This window comes from Psychromonas sp. KJ10-10, assembly GCF_047323245.1.
GTDB lineage: Bacteria > Pseudomonadota > Gammaproteobacteria > Enterobacterales > Psychromonadaceae > Psychromonas.
Window position 1 is genome coordinate 4,057,972 of record NZ_CP178826.1, and the last position, 21,703, is coordinate 4,079,674.

The 21,703-nt window shown below is 36.9% G+C and carries 23 protein-coding genes, 1 tRNA gene and 3 pseudogenes; 12 read left to right on the forward strand and 15 right to left on the reverse strand.

The genetic code is table 11. The features are described 5' to 3' along the window. Positions 1-65 precede the first annotated feature (65 nt). A complete protein-coding gene (locus ACLKMH_RS23230) occupies positions 66-560 on the forward strand; it encodes a SprT family zinc-dependent metalloprotease (protein ID WP_413700138.1) in 495 nt (164 codons plus the stop codon). Between the two features lies 1 nt (position 561). Here the strand turns inward: ACLKMH_RS23230 and ACLKMH_RS23235 are convergent, their stop codons facing one another. From ACLKMH_RS23235 to ACLKMH_RS23245, 3 genes are all read right to left on the reverse strand, one after another. Next, entirely contained in the window at positions 562-1,305 is a 744-nt protein-coding gene (locus ACLKMH_RS23235) for a TrmH family RNA methyltransferase (protein WP_413700139.1), read from the reverse strand. A gap of 54 nt (positions 1,306-1,359) precedes the next feature. After that, positions 1,360-1,818, reverse strand: coding sequence for a ribosomal protein S18-alanine N-acetyltransferase (gene rimI / locus ACLKMH_RS23240; RefSeq protein ID WP_413700140.1), 459 nt, complete (start codon positions 1,816-1,818; stop codon positions 1,360-1,362). A gap of 157 nt (positions 1,819-1,975) precedes the next feature. Continuing rightward, positions 1,976-2,323, reverse strand: coding sequence for a DNA polymerase III subunit psi (locus tag ACLKMH_RS23245; protein ID WP_413700141.1), 348 nt, complete (start codon positions 2,321-2,323; stop codon positions 1,976-1,978). Between the two features lie 49 nt (positions 2,324-2,372). Here ACLKMH_RS23245 and ACLKMH_RS23250 point away from each other — a divergent pair, with 49 nt between their 5' ends. The 3 genes from ACLKMH_RS23250 (at position 2,373) to ACLKMH_RS23260 (ending at position 4,641) form a co-directional block, all read left to right on the forward strand. Beyond that, the gene (locus ACLKMH_RS23250; RefSeq protein WP_413700142.1) at positions 2,373-2,807 is read left to right on the forward strand and encodes a deoxycytidylate deaminase; all 435 of its coding nucleotides are present in this window, start codon (positions 2,373-2,375) and stop codon (positions 2,805-2,807) included. Positions 2,808-3,035: 228 nt separating this feature from the next. Further along, positions 3,036-3,872, forward strand: coding sequence for an MCP four helix bundle domain-containing protein (locus ACLKMH_RS23255; RefSeq protein WP_413702453.1), 837 nt, complete (start codon positions 3,036-3,038; stop codon positions 3,870-3,872). 37 nt (positions 3,873-3,909) lie between these two features. Further along, a complete protein-coding gene (locus ACLKMH_RS23260; protein WP_413700143.1) occupies positions 3,910-4,641 on the forward strand; it encodes a methyl-accepting chemotaxis protein in 732 nt (243 codons plus the stop codon). Positions 4,642-4,699: 58 nt separating this feature from the next. Here the strand turns inward: ACLKMH_RS23260 and ACLKMH_RS23265 are convergent, their stop codons facing one another. The 6 genes and pseudogenes from ACLKMH_RS23265 to ACLKMH_RS23290 all read right to left on the reverse strand — a co-directional run. Next, on the reverse strand, positions 4,700-5,005 hold the full coding sequence (locus ACLKMH_RS23265; protein WP_413700144.1) for an FtsX-like permease family protein: 306 nt from the start codon (positions 5,003-5,005) through the stop codon (positions 4,700-4,702). Positions 5,006-5,018: 13 nt separating this feature from the next. After that, entirely contained in the window at positions 5,019-6,053 is a 1,035-nt protein-coding gene (locus tag ACLKMH_RS23270; protein WP_413700145.1) for an ABC transporter permease, read from the reverse strand. Further along, a complete protein-coding gene (locus ACLKMH_RS23275; protein WP_413700146.1) occupies positions 6,035-6,331 on the reverse strand; it encodes an FtsX-like permease family protein in 297 nt (98 codons plus the stop codon). The genes ACLKMH_RS23270 and ACLKMH_RS23275 overlap by 19 nt, the downstream gene beginning before the upstream one ends. 20 nt (positions 6,332-6,351) lie before the next feature. Beyond that, complete coding sequence (locus tag ACLKMH_RS23280) at positions 6,352-7,137, reverse strand: ABC transporter permease (protein ID WP_413700147.1); 786 nt, start codon at positions 7,135-7,137, stop codon at positions 6,352-6,354. A gap of 3 nt (positions 7,138-7,140) precedes the next feature. Further along, positions 7,141-7,389: a hypothetical protein gene (locus tag ACLKMH_RS23285; RefSeq protein WP_413700148.1), complete on the reverse strand. Its 249-nt coding sequence runs from the start codon at positions 7,387-7,389 to the stop codon at positions 7,141-7,143. Next, positions 7,382-7,756: pseudogene (locus ACLKMH_RS23290) on the reverse strand (ATP-binding cassette domain-containing protein); the annotation flags it as partial. The gene ACLKMH_RS23285 and the pseudogene ACLKMH_RS23290, both read right to left, overlap by 8 nt. A gap of 106 nt (positions 7,757-7,862) precedes the next feature. Here ACLKMH_RS23290 and ACLKMH_RS23295 point away from each other — a divergent pair. The 6 genes and pseudogenes from ACLKMH_RS23295 to ACLKMH_RS23320 all read left to right on the forward strand — a co-directional run bounded on the left by ACLKMH_RS23295 (position 7,863) and on the right by ACLKMH_RS23320 (position 14,267). Beyond that, on the forward strand, positions 7,863-8,330 hold the full coding sequence (locus ACLKMH_RS23295; RefSeq protein ID WP_413700149.1) for a GDSL-type esterase/lipase family protein: 468 nt from the start codon (positions 7,863-7,865) through the stop codon (positions 8,328-8,330). Beyond that, entirely contained in the window at positions 8,315-8,500 is a 186-nt protein-coding gene (locus ACLKMH_RS23300; protein ID WP_413702454.1) for a hypothetical protein, read from the forward strand. Before ACLKMH_RS23295 ends, ACLKMH_RS23300 begins: the two co-directional genes overlap by 16 nt. Positions 8,501-8,797: 297 nt before the next feature. Beyond that, positions 8,798-10,395, forward strand: a pseudogene (locus ACLKMH_RS23305) (cation:proton antiporter). A 335-nt stretch (positions 10,396-10,730) separates the two neighbouring features. After that, a pseudogene (locus ACLKMH_RS23310) lies at positions 10,731-11,544 on the forward strand (formate/nitrite transporter family protein). An 83-nt stretch (positions 11,545-11,627) separates the two neighbouring features. Then, a complete protein-coding gene (locus tag ACLKMH_RS23315) occupies positions 11,628-13,334 on the forward strand; it encodes a protein kinase domain-containing protein (RefSeq protein ID WP_413700150.1) in 1,707 nt (568 codons plus the stop codon). 216 nt (positions 13,335-13,550) lie between these two features. Continuing rightward, positions 13,551-14,267, forward strand: a complete 717-nt coding sequence (locus ACLKMH_RS23320) for a helix-turn-helix transcriptional regulator (RefSeq protein WP_413700151.1) — start codon at positions 13,551-13,553, stop codon at positions 14,265-14,267. 300 nt (positions 14,268-14,567) lie between these two features. Here the strand turns inward: ACLKMH_RS23320 and ACLKMH_RS23325 are convergent, their stop codons facing one another. Together ACLKMH_RS23325 and ACLKMH_RS23330 are read right to left on the reverse strand one after the other, a co-directional pair. Next, complete coding sequence (locus tag ACLKMH_RS23325) at positions 14,568-15,338, reverse strand: 5'-nucleotidase, lipoprotein e(P4) family (RefSeq protein ID WP_413700152.1); 771 nt, start codon at positions 15,336-15,338, stop codon at positions 14,568-14,570. Between the two features lie 376 nt (positions 15,339-15,714). Next, a tRNA-Trp gene (locus tag ACLKMH_RS23330) sits at positions 15,715-15,790 on the reverse strand. A 240-nt stretch (positions 15,791-16,030) separates the two neighbouring features. On the opposite strand from ACLKMH_RS23330, the gene ACLKMH_RS23335 reads away from it, so the two are divergent. Both ACLKMH_RS23335 and gorA read left to right on the forward strand, forming a co-directional pair. Beyond that, on the forward strand, positions 16,031-17,155 hold the full coding sequence (locus ACLKMH_RS23335; RefSeq protein WP_413700153.1) for a phosphoserine transaminase: 1,125 nt from the start codon (positions 16,031-16,033) through the stop codon (positions 17,153-17,155). A 134-nt stretch (positions 17,156-17,289) separates the two neighbouring features. Next, positions 17,290-18,654, forward strand: coding sequence for a glutathione-disulfide reductase (gorA, locus tag ACLKMH_RS23340; RefSeq protein ID WP_413700154.1), 1,365 nt, complete (start codon positions 17,290-17,292; stop codon positions 18,652-18,654). Positions 18,655-18,798: 144 nt separating this feature from the next. Here gorA and ACLKMH_RS23345 read toward each other — a convergent pair whose 3' ends face one another. Genes ACLKMH_RS23345 through ACLKMH_RS23360 form a run of 4 tightly spaced genes read right to left on the reverse strand, consistent with a single transcriptional unit; the run spans position 18,799 to position 21,576 of the window. After that, positions 18,799-19,299 carry a polysaccharide lyase family 7 protein gene (locus ACLKMH_RS23345; protein ID WP_413702455.1) on the reverse strand — a complete coding sequence of 167 codons (501 nt, stop codon included), beginning with the start codon at positions 19,297-19,299 and terminating at the stop codon, positions 18,799-18,801. Further along, positions 19,295-19,708 (reverse strand): polysaccharide lyase family 7 protein, encoded by a 414-nt coding sequence (locus ACLKMH_RS23350; RefSeq protein WP_413700155.1) that lies wholly within the window; start codon positions 19,706-19,708, stop codon positions 19,295-19,297. The genes ACLKMH_RS23345 and ACLKMH_RS23350 overlap by 5 nt, the downstream gene beginning before the upstream one ends. After that, positions 19,692-21,047: a polysaccharide lyase family 7 protein gene (locus tag ACLKMH_RS23355; RefSeq protein WP_413700156.1), complete on the reverse strand. Its 1,356-nt coding sequence runs from the start codon at positions 21,045-21,047 to the stop codon at positions 19,692-19,694. Before ACLKMH_RS23355 ends, ACLKMH_RS23350 begins: the two co-directional genes overlap by 17 nt. Then, complete coding sequence (locus tag ACLKMH_RS23360) at positions 21,028-21,576, reverse strand: discoidin domain-containing protein (RefSeq protein ID WP_413700157.1); 549 nt, start codon at positions 21,574-21,576, stop codon at positions 21,028-21,030. Before ACLKMH_RS23360 ends, ACLKMH_RS23355 begins: the two co-directional genes overlap by 20 nt. Positions 21,577-21,703: the final 127 nt, after the last annotated feature.

Below are 21,703 nucleotides of genomic sequence, written 5' to 3' on the forward strand. Positions count from 1 at the left end.
GAGCTCAGCGCTTTCTTGTTGGTTCTCAAATCAAATGGCTTAACTCTATTGCGTATTAAATATTAATGATGCTAACAGCAGAAGATAAAAAAGCACTTGAGCTTCAAGGTGAAGAATTTTTCATTGAAGCTGAGTGCTTTTTTGATCGTGCTTTTGAGCGTCCAACTTATTTATTTAATCAAAGAGGTAAGGTCGCGGGCACTGCACACTTACAGCGTAATTTAATAAAAATAAATCCAGTTTTATTTAAAAATAATAAACAAGAATTTTTTCAACAGGTGATTCCTCACGAAGTCGCACATCTTATTACCTTTCAGTTATATGGTAAGGTCCGCCCGCACGGCAAAGAGTGGCAATATGTCATGCAAGAAGTCTTCAAACGCCCTGCTCTAACCACACATCAACTTGATATTAAAGACGTCGTTGGCAAGCTATTTACTTATCAATGCGCCTGTACAACACACCAACTGACCATTAGGCGACACAATAAAGTACAACAGGGTGCTGAATATCGTTGTCGCGCATGTCAAAGCACTTTAACTTTTGTATCTAGCGTTTAGCTCAGCGTTTAAAATTGTCTAAAATAATGCCCGTTGCCATAGCGACATTTAATGATTCCGCTTGACCAAAATTAGGAATGGTAATTTTATCGGATATCAACTTTTCAATAGGCTCTGAAATACCGTGAGACTCACTGCCCATGACAATAAAAGCACTATTAGCTAAAGTTGTTTTATGGATATTATTGCCCTCTAAAAAGGCGCCATAAATTGGCTTTGTTTGAGCGTTTAAATAAGTATTTAAGTCGGCATGCGCAACATTAACACGCGCAAAAGATCCCATAGTTGCGCCGATTACCTTTGGATTATAAAAATCAGCACAATCAGTACTACAAACAACATTGTTAATTCCATACCAATCAGCAACACGTAGGATCGTTCCTAAATTACCAGGATCTCCCACTTGATCTAATACTAAAATAAGCTCATTTTCTTGTATTTCAGGAAGTTTTCCTTCGATACATTCCACTATTGCTAAGGCGCTATTATTAGAGAGTAAAGTACCCGCTTTTTTTAATTCATCTTCACTCGCTTCCAGTGTTTTACCAATAACATTATGCGCTGTTAATAATGCACTGTTTTTATTGATAAAGTTTGTTGTAGCAAACAAGTGTTTAATAGTGAAAGGGCTATTAAACAACTCCAACACATTTTTCTCACCCTGAACTAAAAACAAGTTATTATTTTTGCGATGTTTTTTAGATTCAAGAGATCTAATAAGTTTTAACTGATTTTTAGAAATCATTTTTTTCCTGAATTGGATTAATATGCTTTTTTATAAGTAACAACACATAGCTATTTATAAGTAACAACACATAACAAGGGCATCTTCGCGACCCGTTTCACTTGGGTAATAGTCCTTGCGAATGTCTACTTCTACAAAACCTAAGCCTTGGTAAAGATGAATCGCATTTTGGTTCGAAGCACGCACCTCCAACCAAATTTCTTGTTCATTGTTTTCACGGCTATAGTCTAATAAATACTGTAATAATACACGTCCAATACCCTGCCCTTGATATTCTGGTGAAATTGCAATATTCATCAAGGTTACTTCACCCGCCACAGAGCTAGCTACGAAGTAACCAATCACCTCATCATTTAGCATAATTAAATGATTAAAATATCGTTTTCCAAAGTTACTTAAAAAGACCTTTTCAGACCAAGGATGAGTATGTGATTTTGCTTCTATTTGCGTCACCGCGTTTATATCAGCCAATCCCATAGGTTGAATGTTTAATAATGATACTTCACAGTGCACAAAATTGTTCCCAGAGTTGTTTTTTAGCTTTTGGTTGATGCATCAATGCTTGCAATTGGTGGAGAGGTTAATAGATGATGCCCACTCATTTGTTTTATTTTTCCAAGTGTTGACCAAATAATATCGGGAAGATTACCCTGTTGGTTTTCAAACTGTTCTAAACTACAGCAACAAACATGGCTTTTTTAATATTGAAGGCTTTTAAAATTGCGATGGTTAAAGGGTGTTCAAATTCCTCTTGTGTAGCAACAAATAACAAATGACAATCACTCAAATCAAGCAATGGAAAACCACTACCCTGAGCAAATAATGCGGGTTTACGAACCTGCCAATGAGTGATCCCCATTTCTTGTAAATAAAAGGCTTTTTGATGCAACATAACCAGCTCAGAAATAATGTTTGAAAGGTAATAATAACATTCTGAAAATAACATGTAACGATTACTTTTTATCGCGCTATATTCACTGTTTAAACCGTAACGTAAATTATTTGTTAAAAGGGCCAATGTAGCTGTAAGATAGCGACGCTAATAACAATATAAAAGGATGATTAAAATGACTAAATGGGCGGAAAGATTTCTGCAAATGGCTGAATTAGTAGCATCTTGGAGTAAAGACCCTTCAACACAAGTTGGTGCCGTCATTACTGAGCATAACCGTATTGTTTCTTTAGGTTTTAATGGTTATCCGCACGGTATTTCAGACAGCGCGATCACCGATAACAGAGAATTAAAATTACTAAAAACATTACACGCAGAAGAGAATGCTATTCTTTATGCAAAGCGCGATTTAAAAGGTTGTGAGATTTGGGTAACACATTTTCCCTGTCCTAACTGTGCGACGAAAATTATTCAAACTGGTATTAGCGTGGTGCATTGCACAGAACAAAGTGAAGATTTTTTATCTCGCTGGGGCGATAAAATTCAACTTAGCGAAGAAATGTTTAATCAATCAGGGGTAAAAGTAGATTGGTTACCTTTAGAAAAGTGATAATTAGATGCTTATTAATAATTAATAAGCATCTAATTTTTTCGCCTCACCAAAAACTCAATTCAGAGTATTTATTTAAATACATTTAATGTGAATTCCATTAACATTTTAGTAACTTAAAAACGCTTTTTTTTCTATCTCCTATACTTTCCTCATTTCTTGCCTATTCTTATTTTTAATAACTAATGTTTAAGGAAAAGCTGAAATGATTAATGTGATAAAAAAAGCATCAGAGCAAAACTTTCTCTTGCAATGGGGCTAGTGTCTTTATGTTTAATAATAATGTTCTTAGTATATGGTAATTTAACTAATAATCTAAACACCGGAATCACCAATTTAGGGACAAAATTTATGCCCTCTCAGTCTGCGATTCTCAATGCAGATAGAGATTTATATCAGGCTTATGTAGCACAACTTATCTATATTGAAACAGCTTCAGCTGAGCAAAAAAATGATTACGAAGAAAATGCTCAACAAGCATTTGATCGAATGAAGGTATACCTTTCCACCCTATCAGATTACCCCGATATTAGTGCTAAACTTACTCAGTTTGATGGACAATTTAAGAGCTGGAAAAAAGTAGCAGATCAAGTATTAGTATTGGTTGATAATAATAAAAAAGATGAGGCTTACCAATTAATTCATTCTGATAGCGCTAGCCAATTTTCCAAACTAAGAGATCTTTATGATATTGCTGGAGAAGCAGTTAACCAACTAGCGGTAACAGAAGATGAATTACTCCATGCAGAAACTCAAAAAACCAATAAAGCATTAACCATCTTTTTATGCTTAGTTGTCATTCTAATTATTGCATTAACCTACTTTGTTCCTAAAATGCAAGTAGATGGCATCCGTGGGTTGAACAATAGAATAAAAGAAATTAGTGAAGGCGATGGAGACCTTACACAACGTATTTCTTCAACAAGAACAGATGAACTTGGACAACTCGCTAATACATTTGATGACTTTATTGCCCAATTACAGGGCCTCATAAAAGAACTACGTGAAAGTAGTGATGAACTTAATCACAATGCAGTAGATTCTAGATTCAACCTATCAAAGTAGCCAAGAACTCAATCAATTTCAAAGCGATAATATCGAAATGATTGCAACCGCAGTTAATGAATTTAGCGTTTCGATTCGAGAGGTTGCAAGTAATGTACAGAATGCAACTAATGCGACTGGTGAAACGGATCTTTTAACAGAGCAAGGTATGCAAGTTATCGATCATTCTGAGCTTCAAGTAAAAGACTTATCCCATTCAATTCAAAATGCAAAAACTGTGATTGAAAACCTCAGTGAAGACTCTGATAACATTGCAACCGTGCTTGATGTTATACGCAGTATTGCAGAACAAACTAATTTATTAGCATTAAATGCGACCATAGAAGCGACAAGAGCAGGAGAACAAGGCCGAGGATTTGCAGTTGTAGCGGATGAAGTTCGTTCATTGGCAAGTAAAACTCAGCATTCAACAGAAGAAATTCAACAAATGATTAATAAACTACAGGTCGGAGTAAAAAATGCAGTCACTTCAATTCAAGAAGGTGCAGAAAAAGTGCGACAAAACGTAGAATCTGTTGAGAAAACAAAAGAAATGTTTATTGGTATTCAAACCTCAAGCCGCCAGGTTAATGACTTGACCTCTCAAATAGCCGTGGCAACCGAGCAACAGAGTAATGTTTCAGAAGAAATTAATAATAATATCGTTAATCTCAATGATAAAAATTCGCAGAGCAAAATTCTTTCTGACAAAGTCCAACAAATTTCCGGTTTAGTGGGAAGTTGTTCTCAAAAACTAGCCAAAGATATTAACCGTTTTACTGTTCACTAAGCCTCGCATTAAACCTAAAAACCTTGTGATAAGGGCTTATCACAAGGTTTTACTAGAATTAAAGTGGTTTCAATAATTGTTTAAACAAACTGTGTAAACTACCGAGCACAATTAATAATGCGATAATAGGTAGTGTTGCCCACAAAGAAACATGTAAAGAAGGCACCAACTTAAATCCCCACTGCATAAGATTATAAACCAATGCCTCAGCACCAATAGTAGCCACCAGCCCAGCAACAACAGCCAGCAAACCATATTCAGACCATAAAGTGCGACTTATGCGTTGTTTGGTCGCTCCTAAAGTACGATATAACATCACTTCACTTTGACGTTGTTTTAGGCTCAATCTTAGTAGGGTAAACATTAATAATAGCCCACTAAATACGGCAATAGCGACAAAGAACGGTCAAGGATAAAGAGACCTGTGCAAGCATCGCCTGTAACTTGCTTCCTAGCACCCTAAAATCGAGTAGACTAATAGTCGGATATTCACGAGACAATTGATTCAATAAATCATTATCTTTTTCTTCTAATTTTGCACTCATCATCCAGGTTGCAGGTAAATCTTTTAAAACATCCGGGGTAAAAATAAATACAAAATTAGGCTTCATAGACTGCCAATACACTTCACGAATACTATTTACTGTTGCTTTAACTTGTATGCTATTAATCGTGAAGGTTAACTCATCACCAATGTTTAACCTTAATTCTCTAGCCACCTTTTGCTCAACAGAAACACCTTGGGAGTCGCTCCACTGCCCTTCAATGACTTTATTGTATTCAGGTATCGTTTCTCCCCAGGTGAAATTCACCTCCCGTCTGAGAATATTTGCAGGGTTATCTTGATACTCTTCAGCCCGATAAACATCAACACCATTGATAAAACTCAAACGTCCACGAGAAACAGAAAAAGCCTCGGAGCGTTCAATATTGCGCAGATCAAAATGGCTTAAATAAGTATCAAGTTCGTTGCTATTAATATTAATTGCAAACACATTCGGCGCATTGTCAGGCACTGCTTCTTGCCAATCGCCAACCAGGTCGGCTCTTAGTAACCAAATAACTGCAATCAACATTAAAGACCCAGACAAAGCGACAAGTTGCATTAAACTTTGTTTAGGGCTTCGTTTTAAACGGCTGATCGCTAGGGACATAGATGCTCCCCATTTAAAGTGCCCTACTAAAATGATAAACCCGTAACTTATCAACGCCAGAATTAAAAATAGCCCGATCAAACCCAATAAAACTAACCACACCATCGGCGCATCAAGGTAATAATAAACAAATGCTACTAATGGAAATAATACTAACCACCAAGCTGGTTTGGTGATGCTTTTTGTTTGTTGTAAAACATTGATCGCAGGTGTATCCAATAGCTGTTTTAGTGGAATTCCTAATGCCGGAATGGCCACCAAAATAGCAACAGCTCCTCCAATAAAAAAGGTGCAGAGCCATAACTAGGTAAAGTTTCCGGTAAAACATCCGTTAAAGGTAAGCGAAGTAAAGCTTCAATAACAATGCCTAATAAGGAACCAACGGCTAGAGCAATTACTAACAAAAGACTGACTTGTAAAATTAACCAACGTTTTAACCAAACTCGACTCGCTCCTAAACTTTTCAACATGGCAATGGTTTGAGCGCGACCAGAAACATAATGAGAACAGGTCATTATCAAGGTCAAACTGGCCATAACAATAACCATTAATATGGTTAAGGATAGATATTGTTTGGCTTTATCAACAAAACCGCCACGATTATTTTCATCCTCATCGCTTCTCCACCTCTCCCCGGTTGAAGCTCTACACTATTCTGCAAGTCATTTAATTGGTTTTCAGTGCCGTTAAAAAAACGTTTATAACGAACACGACTACCGAGTTGTAATGCCCCTGTTTTTTCAATATCTGACACATGAATAAATACATTAGGAATACTATCAAAGGGATTAAAAACCAATTCTGGATCAGCATCAATAATACCCGATACAACTAACTCAGCATCACCAATAGCAACTTGATCGCCAATATCTACCTCTAATAATCCAAGTATTCGTTCAGATACCCATAATTCTCCCGGCAATACATGTGAATTAATAGTATTTTGTTTTGTTCTTAAACGTAATTCTCCACGTAAAGGGTAAAGGCTATCAACCGCTTTAACACTAATGAGATACATAGAAGTATCACTAAAACTCATGGTTCTAAAGCTGACCTGATCAGATTGAGGCAATTCAAGCTGATCTGCTTTTTCAATAATTAAAGGATTAATAGGATTATTACTGCGTTGTACTAAGTCAGCACCAAGCATGGAACGACCTTCTGCTGTCATGACTTTTTCAACACGCATGGCTAATGCAGAGAGCGCAACCACACACGCGACAATCAATACTAAAGCTGCGACCACAGGCCATAATTGCGCGGAATATATTTCTCGCCAACTCCACCTCAATAAAAGAGGAGACTTAGCCTGAGATGGATTAACAGAGGTTGATTCGTTCATGTGTTACTTAACCTCCGCTATTGTATTATTCTGTTTTTGCTCAGCTTGAGTGACCTCTTCTATAATTTTTCCGTCATCGATACGTAAAATACGCGAACAACGAGCCGCTAACTGCTCATCATGGGTAACCAAAATTAATGTTGTATCACTATCTCTATTCATGGCAAACAAAAGCTCAATAATATTTGTTGCCGTGGTTTTATCTAAATTGCCCGTTGGTTCATCGGCAAATAATATTTTCGGTTCACTCATAAAGGCGCGTGCTAAAGCAACTCGTCGCTAGCTCACCACCTGATAATTGCGTTGGTAAATGCAACTCTCTACCCGCCAGCCCTACTGATTTTAATAATGCTTTGGCTTTAGTTTGATTTTCACCCTCTCCCCGAAGGACGGTGGGAAGAGTGACATTTTCAATGGCGTTGAGAGAGGGGATCAATAGAAAGCTTTGGAAAACAAATCCAATCGACTCACCACGTAGTCGCGCTCTCGCTTCATCATCTAATTTGCTTAGGGGTTGGCCTAATAATTCAATCTCCCCAGAAGTTGGTACATCTAATCCAGCTAACAGCGTCATCAATGTTGATTTTCCCGCGCCAGAGGTACCAATAATTGCCACGGTTTCAGCTTTGCTGACTTGTAATGAAATATCACTTAGAATAGATAACTTGTTACCGTGAGCGGTAATCGATTTAGACAGTGATTTTACTTTTAAAATAGGCTCAGACATGACTAAATTCTTTTCCTTTATATTTACATTTATATTTACCGTATTTATTACGATATCAAGTAGCGTTGCGATCAGTAAAAACTTATTAATTGTGGGAGACAGCTTAAGTGCTGGCTACAACATGCCAATTGAACAAAGCTGGCCTGTGTTGTTAAATCAAAAATATCAACAGGATAATCTGCCTGTCACCGTAATTAACGCCAGCATTTCTGGTGATACTACGGGAAACGGGCTAGAGCGACTCCCTAACCTATTAGCGCAACACAACCCTGATTATTTATTAATTGCTTTAGGTGCAAATGATGGCTTACGTGGTTTTTCAACTAATATCATTAGCGATAACTTAACGCAGATGATCACGCTTAGCCAGTCAAAATCTGTTCAAGTATTATTGATGCAGATCAAGATACCCCAAATTACGGAAAACGCTATAACCAATTATTTACGGATATTTATCCCAATCTAGGTGAAAGCTTTGATGTTCCCGTGCTTGATTTCTTTTTAGAAGAAGTAATTGTTAAACCAGAGTGGATGATGAAAGACGGCTTACACCCTCAAGCAGTGGCGCAACCTTGGATTGCAGACTTTATGCAAGCACAAATACAAACACATCTTCAAATCAGCGCATCAAAATAAGTGAATTAAAATAGACATTGAAACCAGCCATAAATTCATTCTTTGTCTTTTTATTTTTTTAATTGCAGAAAACCCTTTCGCCCAAATTTAGGCATAGTCCTGCCTTTTTTTGGTGCAAAACCATCACAAAACTGTCAATAAAATTTTTAACTATATAATTTTAAATAAGTAATTTTATGGCATGTAAATTTCATGTTTTTAATTTATGATTTTAATTATTTGTTTAAAAAGCCTTTATTGAATAGAAAACAACGTATTCCAATAGTTTTTTAATAATTAAACTCTTAAGGAAAAAATATGGAATCAATTTTAATTGTCATTTTCATTTCTCTAGCCATCGCAAGTGTTCTCAATATCTTGCTTAAAAAAATCGGCGTATCCCATATTATTGGTTACATCATAACGGGTGTCATTATCAGTAATATGTTTGATTTTAACGGCCATGATGATCTTAATGCACTAGAGCTAATCGGAGAGTTTGGGATTGTTTTCCTGATGTTTACCGTCGGCCTAGAAATGTCCTTTTCTAAACTATCAAAAATGAAAGAAATCATTCTGTTTAACGGCTTTGTACAAGTAGTGCTCAGCTCGGCTATCATTTTTGTAATTGCTTATTATATTTTCAATATTGATAGCACGCCTTCAATCGTCATCGCACTTGCCTTTAGCTTATCATCCACAGCAATTGTCTTAACTTACTTAAAAACTTCTAAAGATATCCTCACCCCCTATGGCCAAAAATCCGTAGCAATATTAATTTTCCAAGATTTAGCCGTTATTCCAATTTTATTACTGATTAGCTTTTTATCCTACGATGATTTGTCTGTGAGCGATATTCTATTAAAAACGGCTTTATCAGCCACAGCTATCATTTTATTTATGTTTACATTAGGTAAAAAATTAATTGAATGGCTTCTGCATTTCTCAAGCAACGTAAAGCTTGAGGAGGTTTTTTTAGCATCAGTTTTAAGCATTGTGGTGGGCACATCATTATTAGCTCATGAAATGGGGTTCACCTATTCCTTAGGCGCTTTTATAGCAGGAATGATCATTGCTGAAACCACCTTTCATGTTAAAGTCGAATCCGATATTGCATCCTATAAAGACTTGTTATTAGGTGCTTTTTCTTTTCTATTGGCACTAAAATAGACATGTTTCATTTTATTACTCATCTACATATTGTGTTTGCAGTATTAGTTATTACCATGTTGATTAAAGCATTAATCATTTTTATGTTGATCAGAAAAAAATCCAGTAAGAGTGATGCGATTAAATCGGCCATTTCACTTTGTCAAATTGGAGAGTTTTCCTTTGCCATTTTCTCACTAGCGATTAGCCAAAATGTGATTACTAATGAATTAGGTAGCTTTCTTATATTAGTGACAGTGTTGTCTATGATAATCACACCATTTATGCTTAATAAAATTTATAAACTGGCCTCATTCTTTGTTATCGAATTTTATGAATCAGATAAAATTACACCAATCACAGCTACCAACCATACCATTGTTTGTGGCTTTGCCACTTTAGGTCAAATGACAGCTGATGAATTACAAAGAAAGAAAGTCACTTTTGTTATTATCTCAGACAATTTACAACATGTTTTAAAGGCACGAAAATCAGGGTATAAAGCATATTTTGGACACCTCGATAAACTACCCGTTTTAGAATCGCTAAAAGTCGAACAGACAGCGAGCATTATTATTACTGTCAATACCCTTAGGACGAAGAAAATTATTTGCCAAGCAGTATTAAATTACTTCCCAAACGCCAAGCTAGTGGTAAAAGTAAATACCAGTGAAGAACGGGATGAATTATCAGATCTAAATATACAATCATTTGTACATGCCCAACAGGAAACGGCACAACTACTAGTAAAACAAAGTATTATTTAACCTCAGTTCTGGATAAGCAAAACGATACAGTACCGTTATTTAAAAAATAGTGCCAATACACTTAGTAAAACACATAGCTGTATTGGCACTATGATAATGCCTCTACTTCACTTATATTTATTTGTTGCACAATTGTTACACACAAAACCTATTAACCATAAAAATTAAATGGTCTTTATTGGTGCAATTTGAATTTTTATGCATAAATTTGGACATTAAAATCATAAACAAATAACAAAAAACACCACAAACAACACAAAAACAATAACTTAAAAACTGGCATCTATTTTGCTTAAGAACAAATAAGAATTGTTAATAACTTGTTAAGGAATGTTATGTCGTATATAGAACCTAGTGAATTTGTTACAAAAATGGTTGATACAGGTGAATCAAAAATTTACATGTCAACAAAAGATACACTTATCCGAGCATTTATGGCCGGTGCTATTTTAGCATTAGCAACTGTCTTTGCGATCACCGTCGCAACTAAAACAGGCAGTGCTATTTTAGGTGCCTGTCTATTCCCAGTTGGCTTTATTATGTTGTACCTAATGAAGTTCGACTTATTAACAGGTGTATTTACCTTAGTACCATTATCACTGCTTGATAAACGTCCTGGTGTAACTTTTTCTGGTGTAATGCGTAACTGGGGATTAGTGTTTATCGGTAATTTTGCTGGTGCATTAACAACGGCATTTATGATGTCATTTATTTTAACTTATGGTTATGCAACTGATGGTGGTGCTATCGCAGACAAAAGTGAGCACTATTGGTGAATCACGTACTTTAGGTTATCAAGAACATGGTGCAGGCGGTTGGTTCACTATCTTTATCCGCGGTATGTTATGTAACTGGATGGTATCAATGGGTGTTGTTGGTGCAATGATCTCAAGCTCAGCAGGTGGTAAAATGCTGGCAATGTGGATGCCTATCATGTTGTTCTTCTTTATGGGTTTTGAGCATTCAATTGTTAATATGTTTTTATTCCCATTTTCTATGATCATGGGTGGTGAGTTCACTGTTTACGATTACTTATTATGGAATGAAATTCCTACTGTATTAGGTAATTTAGTAGGTGGGTTATTTCTGGTAGGTTTACCACTTTATTTCACACATGTTAAAACATCACCAGAGCGTAAACTTGCATAATCTAGTTTAACAACCTCTGAGTTTTTGATGTAAGGCTTCGTGATGAATATTACGGAGCCTTTTTACTTTAAAGGAGTTAAAGAATGAGTCTGCCACTTAGTATCTCTATAGGAAGTGAAACCTACAAAGGGATCAAAGAATCCAATCAAGATTTTATTGGTAGCTCAACTCCAAAGGAGCCATTACTTAGTACCAAAGGCATCGCTATTGCCATGGCAGACGGTATTAGCTCAAGTAAAGTCAGTCACATTGCCAGTCAAACAGCCATATCAAGTTTTCTATCGGATTATTATTGTACTAGCGATTCTTGGTCTGTTAAAACCTCTGCACAAAAAGTCATTAAATCAATTAACTCTTGGTTATTTGCTCAAGGGCGACATGGCCCTGATAGGTTTAATAAAGACAAAGGTTATGTATGTACTTTTAGTGCACTTATTTTAAAATCAAACACCGCTCACCTGTTTCATTCTGGTGATACACGTATTTACCGTTTAGTAGATGGCACGTTAGAACAATTAACGGATGATCATCGCCGTGTCGTCTCGAAGGATGTTAGCTATTTAACACGTGCATTAGGGATTGATCAATCATTAGAAATTGATTATCAAAGTCAATCTTTTGAAGTGGGTGATATTTTTATTCTTGCCACAGATGGCGTTTACGAATTCATAAAAAGCTCAGAAATCAGCACGATTATTGCTAACAGTAAATCTTTACAGGAAGCGACCAAAGACATCATACAACAGGCTTTAGTGTCTGGGAGTGATGATAATTTAAGTGTACAGATTGTACGTATTGAGCACGTTCCTGATTATCAATTAGATGAAGTGCATCAACTGACTCAGCTTCCTTTACCACCTAAGCTCACCCCAAGAATGATTTTTGATGGTTATGAAATCATTAGAGAAATATATATCAGTAGCCGTAGTCATGTATTTTTAGCAAAGGACTTAGATACAGGGCAAAAAGTTGTTATTAAAACACCTTCCACTGAAATGCGTAACGACAGTCAATATCTTGAACACTTTATGCTGGAAGAATGGGTCGCTAAACGAATTGATAATGTCAATGTTGCTAAAGCAATATCCCCCAACCGACAACGTCACTTTTTATATCTGGTTAGTGAGTACATCGAAGGAATTTCCCTTAAACAGTGGATAATCGATAACCCTAAACCGACCTTAGAGCAGGTACGCAGTATCATTTCACAAGTGGTTAAAGGGGTTCAAGCATTTCACCGACAAGAAATGCTCCATCAAGATTTACGACCCAATAACATTATGATCGACAATAATAATACAGTGAAGATCATTGATTTTGGCTCTGCTTATATTTCAGGAGTCAGTGACGCTAAAAGTGAGCAGGTACTGCAAGGTACTATGCGCTACTCTGCTCCAGAGTACTTTCTAGGTCAATGGGGAACACAGGCTTCTGATATCTTTTCTATCGCAGTGATAACCTATCAAATGTTATCAGGAAAATTTCCCTACAAGAGCGATATTTCACAGGCAACCAGCATCACTGCACAACGCAGGTTATCCTATCGTAGTATTATTAATGAAGACTCAGAATTGCCTCTATGGATTGATCACGCACTTCAAAGAGCCTTACAAATTTCACCTGAAAAGCGCTACCCAGTTTTGTCAGAGTTTATTTATGATTTACACCACCCCAACAAACGCTTTTTAGCACGCACTCGCGCCCCTTTAATTGAGCGTGATCCGGTTCGATTTTGGCAAGGCCTTAGCTTTATATTATTTTCTATTATCCTGCTACAGCTTGCGTTATAAATTATTAACTATTATTGTCTAAAGTGACACCGTAAAAAACGAAAGCTTATGTTTTATAAGGATTAATGTTAAATTAGTGTTTTGTAAGATTAAACACAACAAAAAAGAGTTAAAGCTGAAATGGATCTTCTCCCTATCAGGATAATCAATTCATACCTTAACTCATTTAAAATCATAGGGCTCTTGTATACCTTTACAGGGAAAATTTAAATTATTATGCATCGTGCCAATGAATTAATCACAAAGTTACAAACAGTAGAAACAGAGCAACAGATAAAAAAGGTAATTTTCCACTTAATCGAAGTATTGGAAGTAGATCATTTTTTACTGGGTATTTTCTCACCTCTATCAATGAACAAAACTAATGCACTTACCATAGACAACTACCCAGAAGGCTGGCGAAAAGTTTATGATGAACAGCAACTTATGCCTATCGACCCAATCATTCATTATTGTGCCAATAATCACAGCCCTCTTTTTTGGGAAAATATTGTCAATGAAGAAACAACCAGAATTAAAAAGGTCATTTTTGCAGGAGAACCAAGCAGGTTTTACTATACCTTTACATGGTCCAATGGGCTCATTTGGTATGTTCAGTTTATCGATATCTTCAGAGCAAGAAAAACAGAAAAAAGATTAACCGACGCTTTAACCGTGATTCAATTGACTCTTCCTACTTTACAGGATGCACTAATACGGGTTAGAAAAGATTTATTTAAAACAGAAAAAGTTATTTTAACGACCCGAGAAGTAGAATGTCTAACCTGGGCAACCGAAGGAAAAAGTGCTTGGGAAATATCAAGGATTTTAAGCCTTTCTGAGCGAACTATCACCTTCCACTTAAAAAACGCCACACTTAAATTAGGTTGTGCAAACCGCTATCAAGCCATTGCTAAAGCAATAATTACTGGTGTAATTAGTCCTAAAATTTAAAACGGTTCCTGTCATATTTTACAGGTTAGATTTGAACTACTTGCTGGTAAGATGTACTTCTAGCGTGATAAAATCGATTACTAATCAATACATTAAAAATCGCCTACCGATTTACCCGCCAAGTTTTTAAAGCAGTACCCTTTGCTCATTGACTAACTGTCTTTGAGCTTTTTTCTTTCTCGTTTAATTCTTCAAACTGCCACTAAATATCATTTAGCAAGCTAAAAAAATATCTGTGTAGTTAACCTCAGTTCAGGATAAGCAACTACACAGTTTGATGAGACTTTAAAAGGGAAAATATTATTCAGCGAACTTGAATTTTCTTAAGGTATCAATACGAATTTCAGATCTTTCAGCTGAAGATTTCTTATACCATGCTCCACCACCGTAAACAGCGCCTTCCCAGTTACCATATATTGGGTTTGGTAACATAATGAATTTATCACCAAAACTATCTTTATGGTCCTCAACAGCCTTAGTTCTAACAGACATAGTGTCTCCATCAAAGGCGACATCGAAGTCAGCTAGGTTATCACCAATTAATAAAACAGTTCGGTAACCCATTTCTGTAATGCTATCACGACGAGGCTGTTTTTTTGACGTATCGGTTCTAAGCATCATGTGTTTATCATCAATTTGCGGGAAGCCTAGCGCTTTTAAATTATCCATTGTTGAAGGTTTTAAATCGTAATCTTTTTCTGGCTGAGATTTTCTATTAGTAACATAAAAAACATCACCACCCGTTTTTACTACATAATTTAAGAAATCAACGGCACCAGGAATAGCAGTAGCGCTTCTGTCTTCAGACCATTCTTTCCAGGTTGAACTACCGTAACCATAATCTTTACCGATTAAACCAGCGTTAAATGGGCTATTGTCAATGAGGGTTTCATCAACATCAACAACAACGGCTTTTTTGCCACCTTGTTTATCCATATCCCACTTTAACTTAGCAATATTAAATGCTTGATAAGCAAGAGCCTGAAATTCCGCCGAGTTTTGTACCCATGATAACGCTAAAATTGATTCTTCATTTAGGTCTTTTGTTGTGAATTCACTCTCAGCAGACAAAAGAAGTAGAAGTTAATGCAACGATTACCGCCAGTCCAGATAAGCTTTTTGAAATGTTTTTCATATTATCCCTTATATTAAATCATGCGTTTGAAATACTAATTTATACAAATACTTACAGATAGCCACTAAGCATACTTAGTGACCAATAAATATTACATAAACACGCAAACAATGATAGATTTTTTTATTAGGTAAGTTTTGAGGTACTTTAAAGAAATTATCTAGAACAGAAAAAACAAGCTTTTATAATGCAGAAATGAAAAAGCCTCGACCATTAATGACGAGGCTTTTCATAGTTTGGTTTGGTAAATAAAAATTTCACCGTACCAGAAACAACAAAGCCTCAACAATAAATTGTCGAGGCTTTAAAATATGGCAGGGGTGGAGAGATTCGAACTCCCAACATTCGGATTTGGAATCCGACGTTCTGCCGTTGGAACTACACCCCTGCAGACGCGTTGAATAATACCTAAGCCAAAAATAATGTAAAGCTCCTTTTTATAAAAACAGCTTCGATTGCTTACTATTCCTACAAAAATATGATTTTTCAGCATAATTACAAGAGTATTCTGTTGCCATACATAATGAGTCACTTAAGAAAGTTAAATCCCCGCTGTTTTTATTGCTTGCCACTACAGTCTGGTGTATTTTGCTAGCTCTCACATTTGTTGATAAAGGACTTTTCATTAATGAGCTTTACCGAACCTAATAATAAACCCGCTAACCCTAACTTTTCTTCAGGCCCCTGCGCTAAACGCCCAGGCTACGATATCAATCAATTAGATATTTCAACATTAGGTCGATCACATCGCTCTAATGTTGGTAAAGCAACATTACAAAAAGCAATTTCCGATACGGCTGAAATTTTACAATTACCAGCAGGCTATCGCGTTGGTATTGTGCCAGCATCAGATACAGGTGCGATGGAAATGGTGATGTGGTCTTTATTAGGTCCACGTGAAGTCGATATCTGTTATTGGGAATCATTTGGTCAAGGTTGGTATGGCGATATTACCAAACAACTTAAAATTGAAAAGGTTAATGAAATTTTTGCAGATTACGGAAAACTGCCAGATCTTTCTAAAGTGAATCCTAAAAACGATTGTATCTTCACTTGGAATGGTACAACTTCAGGTGTCAAAGTCGAAAATGGTGATTTTATTGCAGATGACCGTGAAGGTTTAACTATCTGTGATGCAACATCCGCAGTCTTCGCAATGGATATGCCCTGGGAAAAATTAGACGTAACCACTTTTAGCTGGCAAAAAGTATTAGGCGGAGAAGGTGGCCACGGTATTATCATTCTCAGCCCACGCGTCGCGGAACGTTTAGAAAGCTATACTCCAAGCTGGCCACTACCTAAAATATTCCGCTTAACTGCAGGCGGTAAGTTAATAGAAGGTATTTTCACAGGGGCAACCATTAACACCCCTTCTATGTTATGTGTTTCTGATTATCAAGATGCTTTAAACTGGATTAAATCAATGGGTGGTGTTAGCGCTTCAATTAAAAAATCACAACAAAACCTTGCTGTGCTAAGTAAGTTTGTTGCTGAGAATGATTGGATCCACTTTTTAGCGGAGAAAGAATCTATTTGTTCAAATACCAGTGTGTGTTTATCACTTGATTTAAGTGGCGATAAAATTAAAGCATTTATTAAACTACTTGCTGATAAACAGGTTGCCTTTGATATTGGCGCTTATAAAGATGCACCAAGTGGTTTACGTATTTGGTGCGGTAGTACGGTTGAGCAGAGCGATCTTGAAGCCTTAATGCCTTGGTTAACTTGGGCATATCAAAGTGTTCAAGCATAAGCTCAAACAAACAATTATTAAGTTTAAATGGGCCTTTTAGGCCCATTTTGCTTTACAGCACACAATCATTATTTCTTATTATTGGCATATATTGTTAACATACTAAGAATCAATTTAAACAACCGAGGTAACCTATGACTGAGCAACACTTTGATTTCGATTACATTTGTATTGGTGGTGGTAGTGGCGGTATTGCCTCTGCGAACCGAGCGTCTATGTATGGTGCAAAAGTCGCCATTATAGAAGCGAAAGATTTAGGCGGTACCTGTGTGAATGTCGGTTGTGTCCCTAAAAAAGTGATGTGGCATGGTGCGCAAGTTGCTGAAGCTATTAATTTATACTCTGAAGATTACGGCTTCGATGTCGATCTTAAAGGTTTTAACTGGTCAAAAATGGTTGAGAACCGTCAAGCTTATATTGGTCGTATCCATGAATCATACGATCGTGTCTTAGGTAATAACAAAGTTGAAGTCATTAAAGGTTTTGCTACCTTTGTAGATAAAAACACAGTAGAAGTAAATGGAAAAGAATACCGTGCCAAGCATATTACCATTGCTACTGGCGGTCGCCCAACCATTCCTAATATTCCAGGGGCTGAGTTTGGTATCGATTCTAATGGTTTCTTTGATATCACAGAACAACCTAAGCGCGTTGCTGTGGTTGGAGCCGGATATATTGCAGTTGAAATTGCTGGCGTATTAAGTGCACTCGGAACTGAGACACATCTTTTTGTACGTAAAGAATCACCTCTACGTAGTTTTGACCCATTAATGGTTGAAACGCTTGTTGAAGTCATGGCTAGCGAAGGGCCAACTCTACATACCCATAGCGTTCCTAAGGAAGTTAACAAAGAGTCAGATGGAAGCTTAACGCTACACCTTGAAAATGGTAATTCATTTAATGTGGACACACTTATTTGGGCTATCGGTCGTAATCCAGCAACGGATGTTATCAACCTACAGGCAACCGGTGTTGAGACAAACGAATGGGGATACATCAAGGTAGATGCTTACCAAGAAACTAATATTCCAGGCATCTATTGTGTCGGTGATATTATGGAAGGCGCAGTTGAATTAACGCCAGTTGCTGTAAAAGCGGGTCGCCAGCTTTCAGAGCGCTTATTTAACAACAAGCCTGAAGCAAAAATGGATTATGAATTAATTCCAACCGTAGTCTTTAGCCACCCTCCTATCGGTACTCTTGGTCTAACAGAGCCAGAAGCCATTGAGCAATATGGTGAGAAAAACGTGAAGGTTTATCAATCTGGTTTTACTGCAATGTATACGGCAGTCACTAAACATCGCCAGCCCTGTAAAATGAAGTTAGTCTGTGCCGGTGAAAATGAAGTGGTTGTTGGATTACACGGTATTGGCTTTACAGTAGATGAAATGATCCAGGGATTTGCTGTTGCAATGAAAATGGGTGCAACCAAAGCAGACTTCGATGCCGTTGTTGCTATTCACCCAACTGGCTCAGAAGAGTTTGTAACAATGCGCTAAATAAGAATGTGTTGCTTCAAAGCAACACATAAAGCATAAGCTGTATTGCATAAAATCATTTCAGGATAAGACAATATTTTAGACAAACAAAAGCCAGCATTTAGCTGGCTTTTTTATGCATATTTAAACTAATTAATAGTTATATTATTTAGCTTTATATTGGCTATGTGATGTTTTGATTTTGTAGAATGTTGCTTGTACATAGTCTTCAGGGTCACCAGAGTTATTCTGGTTGTAAACACCTGCTTTAAAGTACATGTAACGACCGCCTTGGTCATAACCACTCTTACTCATATCAACAACTTGTACTGCATCTGGTTTACCATCACGCATAACAGTTACTGTCATTGTGTTACCAACCACTTCAATGCGGTAAGAGAATACTTCACCTAGCGCGATACCATCATCACTTTCACCCGTCATGCCACCAACAAGTTCGAAGAATTTATCTGAACCTTCTAGGGTGTTTTCATGTGCGAAGTAAACTGTACCTTTTTCGCGGTTAGGTAATTTGCGGTAGTACAAACGAATCGGCTCATCATCTTTATCATGTATTTGACCAATAATGAATCGACCAACTTGACCTAACTCACCTGTTGTTGTTGTGTGGTCAATTTTTAATGTCGCTTCTAGTACACCATCAATAGCCGCAGCTGACTTCTAAATCAGCTTTAGGCGATGAACTGAATACCCAGTTGTTTTTGTTAACACCTTGAGTAGCGATTGATGCATCACCTTTACGTAGCATTTCACGTAATTCAGTACGTACGTATTTAGTGTTTTTAGAAGTACGAACACCTTTAATGTACGACATAAATGTTAAACCACCATCAGCGACAGTGTAAAAGTGCTCTGGATGCTCATAACCTTGTGCTAAATGCCATTCCTGTACATCATCAGGCTTACCATTATTATCATGGTCGAAAGGTTGTGATAAATACCACGTTGTTAAGTCAAAGTTCTGACCTGGTTTGTTACCTGGTAAAGGCTTAGCCGGAATAGTCGGAGAAGGAAGTGGACTTTCCCACCACTGACAATCAGCATCTGCTGACAACACAAGAACAATCAGAAACAGCTGGGTCACAAATTAAAGGAACATGCGTACCAAAGTCTCCTGGACGTTCTGTATGTAGAATACTTAACTTAGAGAAAGTAGCTTCAAATGCACCACCTGAACTTTTATAGATTTGTGGGTATAAACCAGCTTTAAAGTAGAATTTCTCTTTCTTCCAAGCCGAATCTAATTCTTTACCAAAAGTTAGCTTTTTAGTAACACCACCAGCGACAAGTTCAATACCTTTGTCAGTCATCTTAATCATGTAGCTCCAAGGTTTACTTGGATCTGCAATCTTACCTAACTTAACTGAAAAAGCGCTTTTCTCAGTTGATTTATTTAAGATAACACGAACTGGTTTCTTCGAACCTTCCCATAATAATTTAACAGTCGCGACATGCACATCTTTAGCATGAATTTGACCTAAAACGACTTTTGGTGCATCCGGCGTTTTACCATCTTTTTTAAGCGGATTCGCAGGAATTTCATCTAAGGTTAAAGTTGCGGTTAAAATATGATCGCCACCGTAACCCCAGTTAGCTTTAGGACTTTCGTCACAAGGTTTCCACTTATTACCTAATTCACGTAATTCACTACGGATATAAGTAGAGTTAGGTGTTGTTGTGCCACCTACTAATGGAGTACGGAAGTGCCAACCCTTTGCATCAGCCCAAAAATAAGGGTTCTTAACATCAGTATTTAGAGATGATTTATCTAGGCTACAGTTACCAGGTAGGATTTCAGCGACAGATTCAGCTTTCGTACCTTGCATAGTAAAGTATTTAGTCGCATCTTTACCCTTCACACTTGAAGCATAAAAGCTTTCATTTGTAGCAGGTATTGTTAACTTCCAATTATCTAGCGTAGTCACTTTACCGACATGCTTAATCGCTTTTGCTTTCTCAGCTTTTGCTTTGGCATTTGCAATTACATCTGCAGTAATAATATGTTCAACAGGGCAATCGTTAATTTCACAGTTTAGACCCGCTAATTCTGTCACACTATTCCAAGTGTTTGATGTATTACCTTTACCAACATATTTAACGTAACGTGCTTGTACTGGCTTTTTAAACTCAAAACGTTCGTAACCTAATACTTCACCAGAGCTGGCGACATCAACTAGGACTTCTTGCCAAGTTTTACCATCTTTACTGACTTCAATGTTAAATTTAGTAGAGCGTTGATCGCCCTTATGGAATGAAGCACGTATTGCATCAAAAGTAGTTACTTTACCGTAATCTAGTGTTGCCCATGATTCACCATTAGCAGACCAACGTGTTTTTATATCGTTATCATATAGGCGATCAGGACCATTTCCATCATGGTTCGCTTGATTCAACAGCAACCGGTACTAATACTTCTTCAAGCTTTTGAGCACATTTATCAACTTTACAGTTAACACCTACAAATTCAGTGATACTGTTCCACTTATTCGATGTGTTACCAAAACCAACAAATTTAATATATTGCGCGCTAACATCTGCAAAATCAAAGCGCTCTAAGTCCGTTGATTTACCTGAACTGTCAGCTTGTTCAATAACTTTAGTCCAATTACTGCCATCAGCACTCACTTCAATATCAAATTTACTTGAACGAGCATCACCTTTATAGAAAGCGACTTTAACAGCATTAAAATTAACTTTTTTGCCATAGTCATAAGTAACTGACTCACCTGGGCCATTTGCAGACCAGCGAGTTTTAAGATCTAAATCTAATGTATGTTCAGGCACATTACCATCATGACTAGATGCAGTAACACCCATCGGTAATGGCGTAGGGACGCCAGCCATATCATCGGTCATTGCACAACCGGCCAAAGCTACTACAATAGAAGTAGCTAAGTACTGTTTTAGTTTATAATGTTTCATCAAAAGTCCTATTTATGAAAAAAACGATCCGGATATTATTCATATCAACAAACCAACTAATAATTTCGTAGCAATTCCAAAAATAAGTCATTTACTTAGTTAATGAAATGGCTATTAGCCAAAGCGT

Coding starts and splice junctions, on each gene's coding strand:
- ACLKMH_RS23230 (WP_413700138.1), top strand. CDS start 66: ATGATGCTAACAGCAGAAGATAAAAAAGCACTTGAGCTTCAAGGTGAA.
- ACLKMH_RS23235 (WP_413700139.1), bottom strand. CDS start 1,305: ATGATTTCTAAAAATCAGTTAAAACTTATTAGATCTCTTGAATCTAAA.
- ACLKMH_RS23250 (WP_413700142.1), top strand. CDS start 2,373: ATGACTAAATGGGCGGAAAGATTTCTGCAAATGGCTGAATTAGTAGCA.
- ACLKMH_RS23260 (WP_413700143.1), top strand. CDS start 3,910: ATGATTGCAACCGCAGTTAATGAATTTAGCGTTTCGATTCGAGAGGTT.
- ACLKMH_RS23265 (WP_413700144.1), bottom strand. CDS start 5,005: ATGTTTACCCTACTAAGATTGAGCCTAAAACAACGTCAAAGTGAAGTG.
- ACLKMH_RS23275 (WP_413700146.1), bottom strand. CDS start 6,331: ATGGCCAGTTTGACCTTGATAATGACCTGTTCTCATTATGTTTCTGGT.
- ACLKMH_RS23280 (WP_413700147.1), bottom strand. CDS start 7,137: ATGAACGAATCAACCTCTGTTAATCCATCTCAGGCTAAGTCTCCTCTT.
- ACLKMH_RS23285 (WP_413700148.1), bottom strand. CDS start 7,389: ATGAGTGAACCGAAAATATTATTTGCCGATGAACCAACGGGCAATTTA.
- ACLKMH_RS23295 (WP_413700149.1), top strand. CDS start 7,863: ATGACTAAATTCTTTTCCTTTATATTTACATTTATATTTACCGTATTT.
- ACLKMH_RS23315 (WP_413700150.1), top strand. CDS start 11,628: ATGAGTCTGCCACTTAGTATCTCTATAGGAAGTGAAACCTACAAAGGG.
- ACLKMH_RS23320 (WP_413700151.1), top strand. CDS start 13,551: ATGCATCGTGCCAATGAATTAATCACAAAGTTACAAACAGTAGAAACA.
- ACLKMH_RS23335 (WP_413700153.1), top strand. CDS start 16,031: ATGAGCTTTACCGAACCTAATAATAAACCCGCTAACCCTAACTTTTCT.
- gorA (WP_413700154.1), top strand. CDS start 17,290: ATGACTGAGCAACACTTTGATTTCGATTACATTTGTATTGGTGGTGGT.
- ACLKMH_RS23360 (WP_413700157.1), bottom strand. CDS start 21,576: ATGAAACATTATAAACTAAAACAGTACTTAGCTACTTCTATTGTAGTA.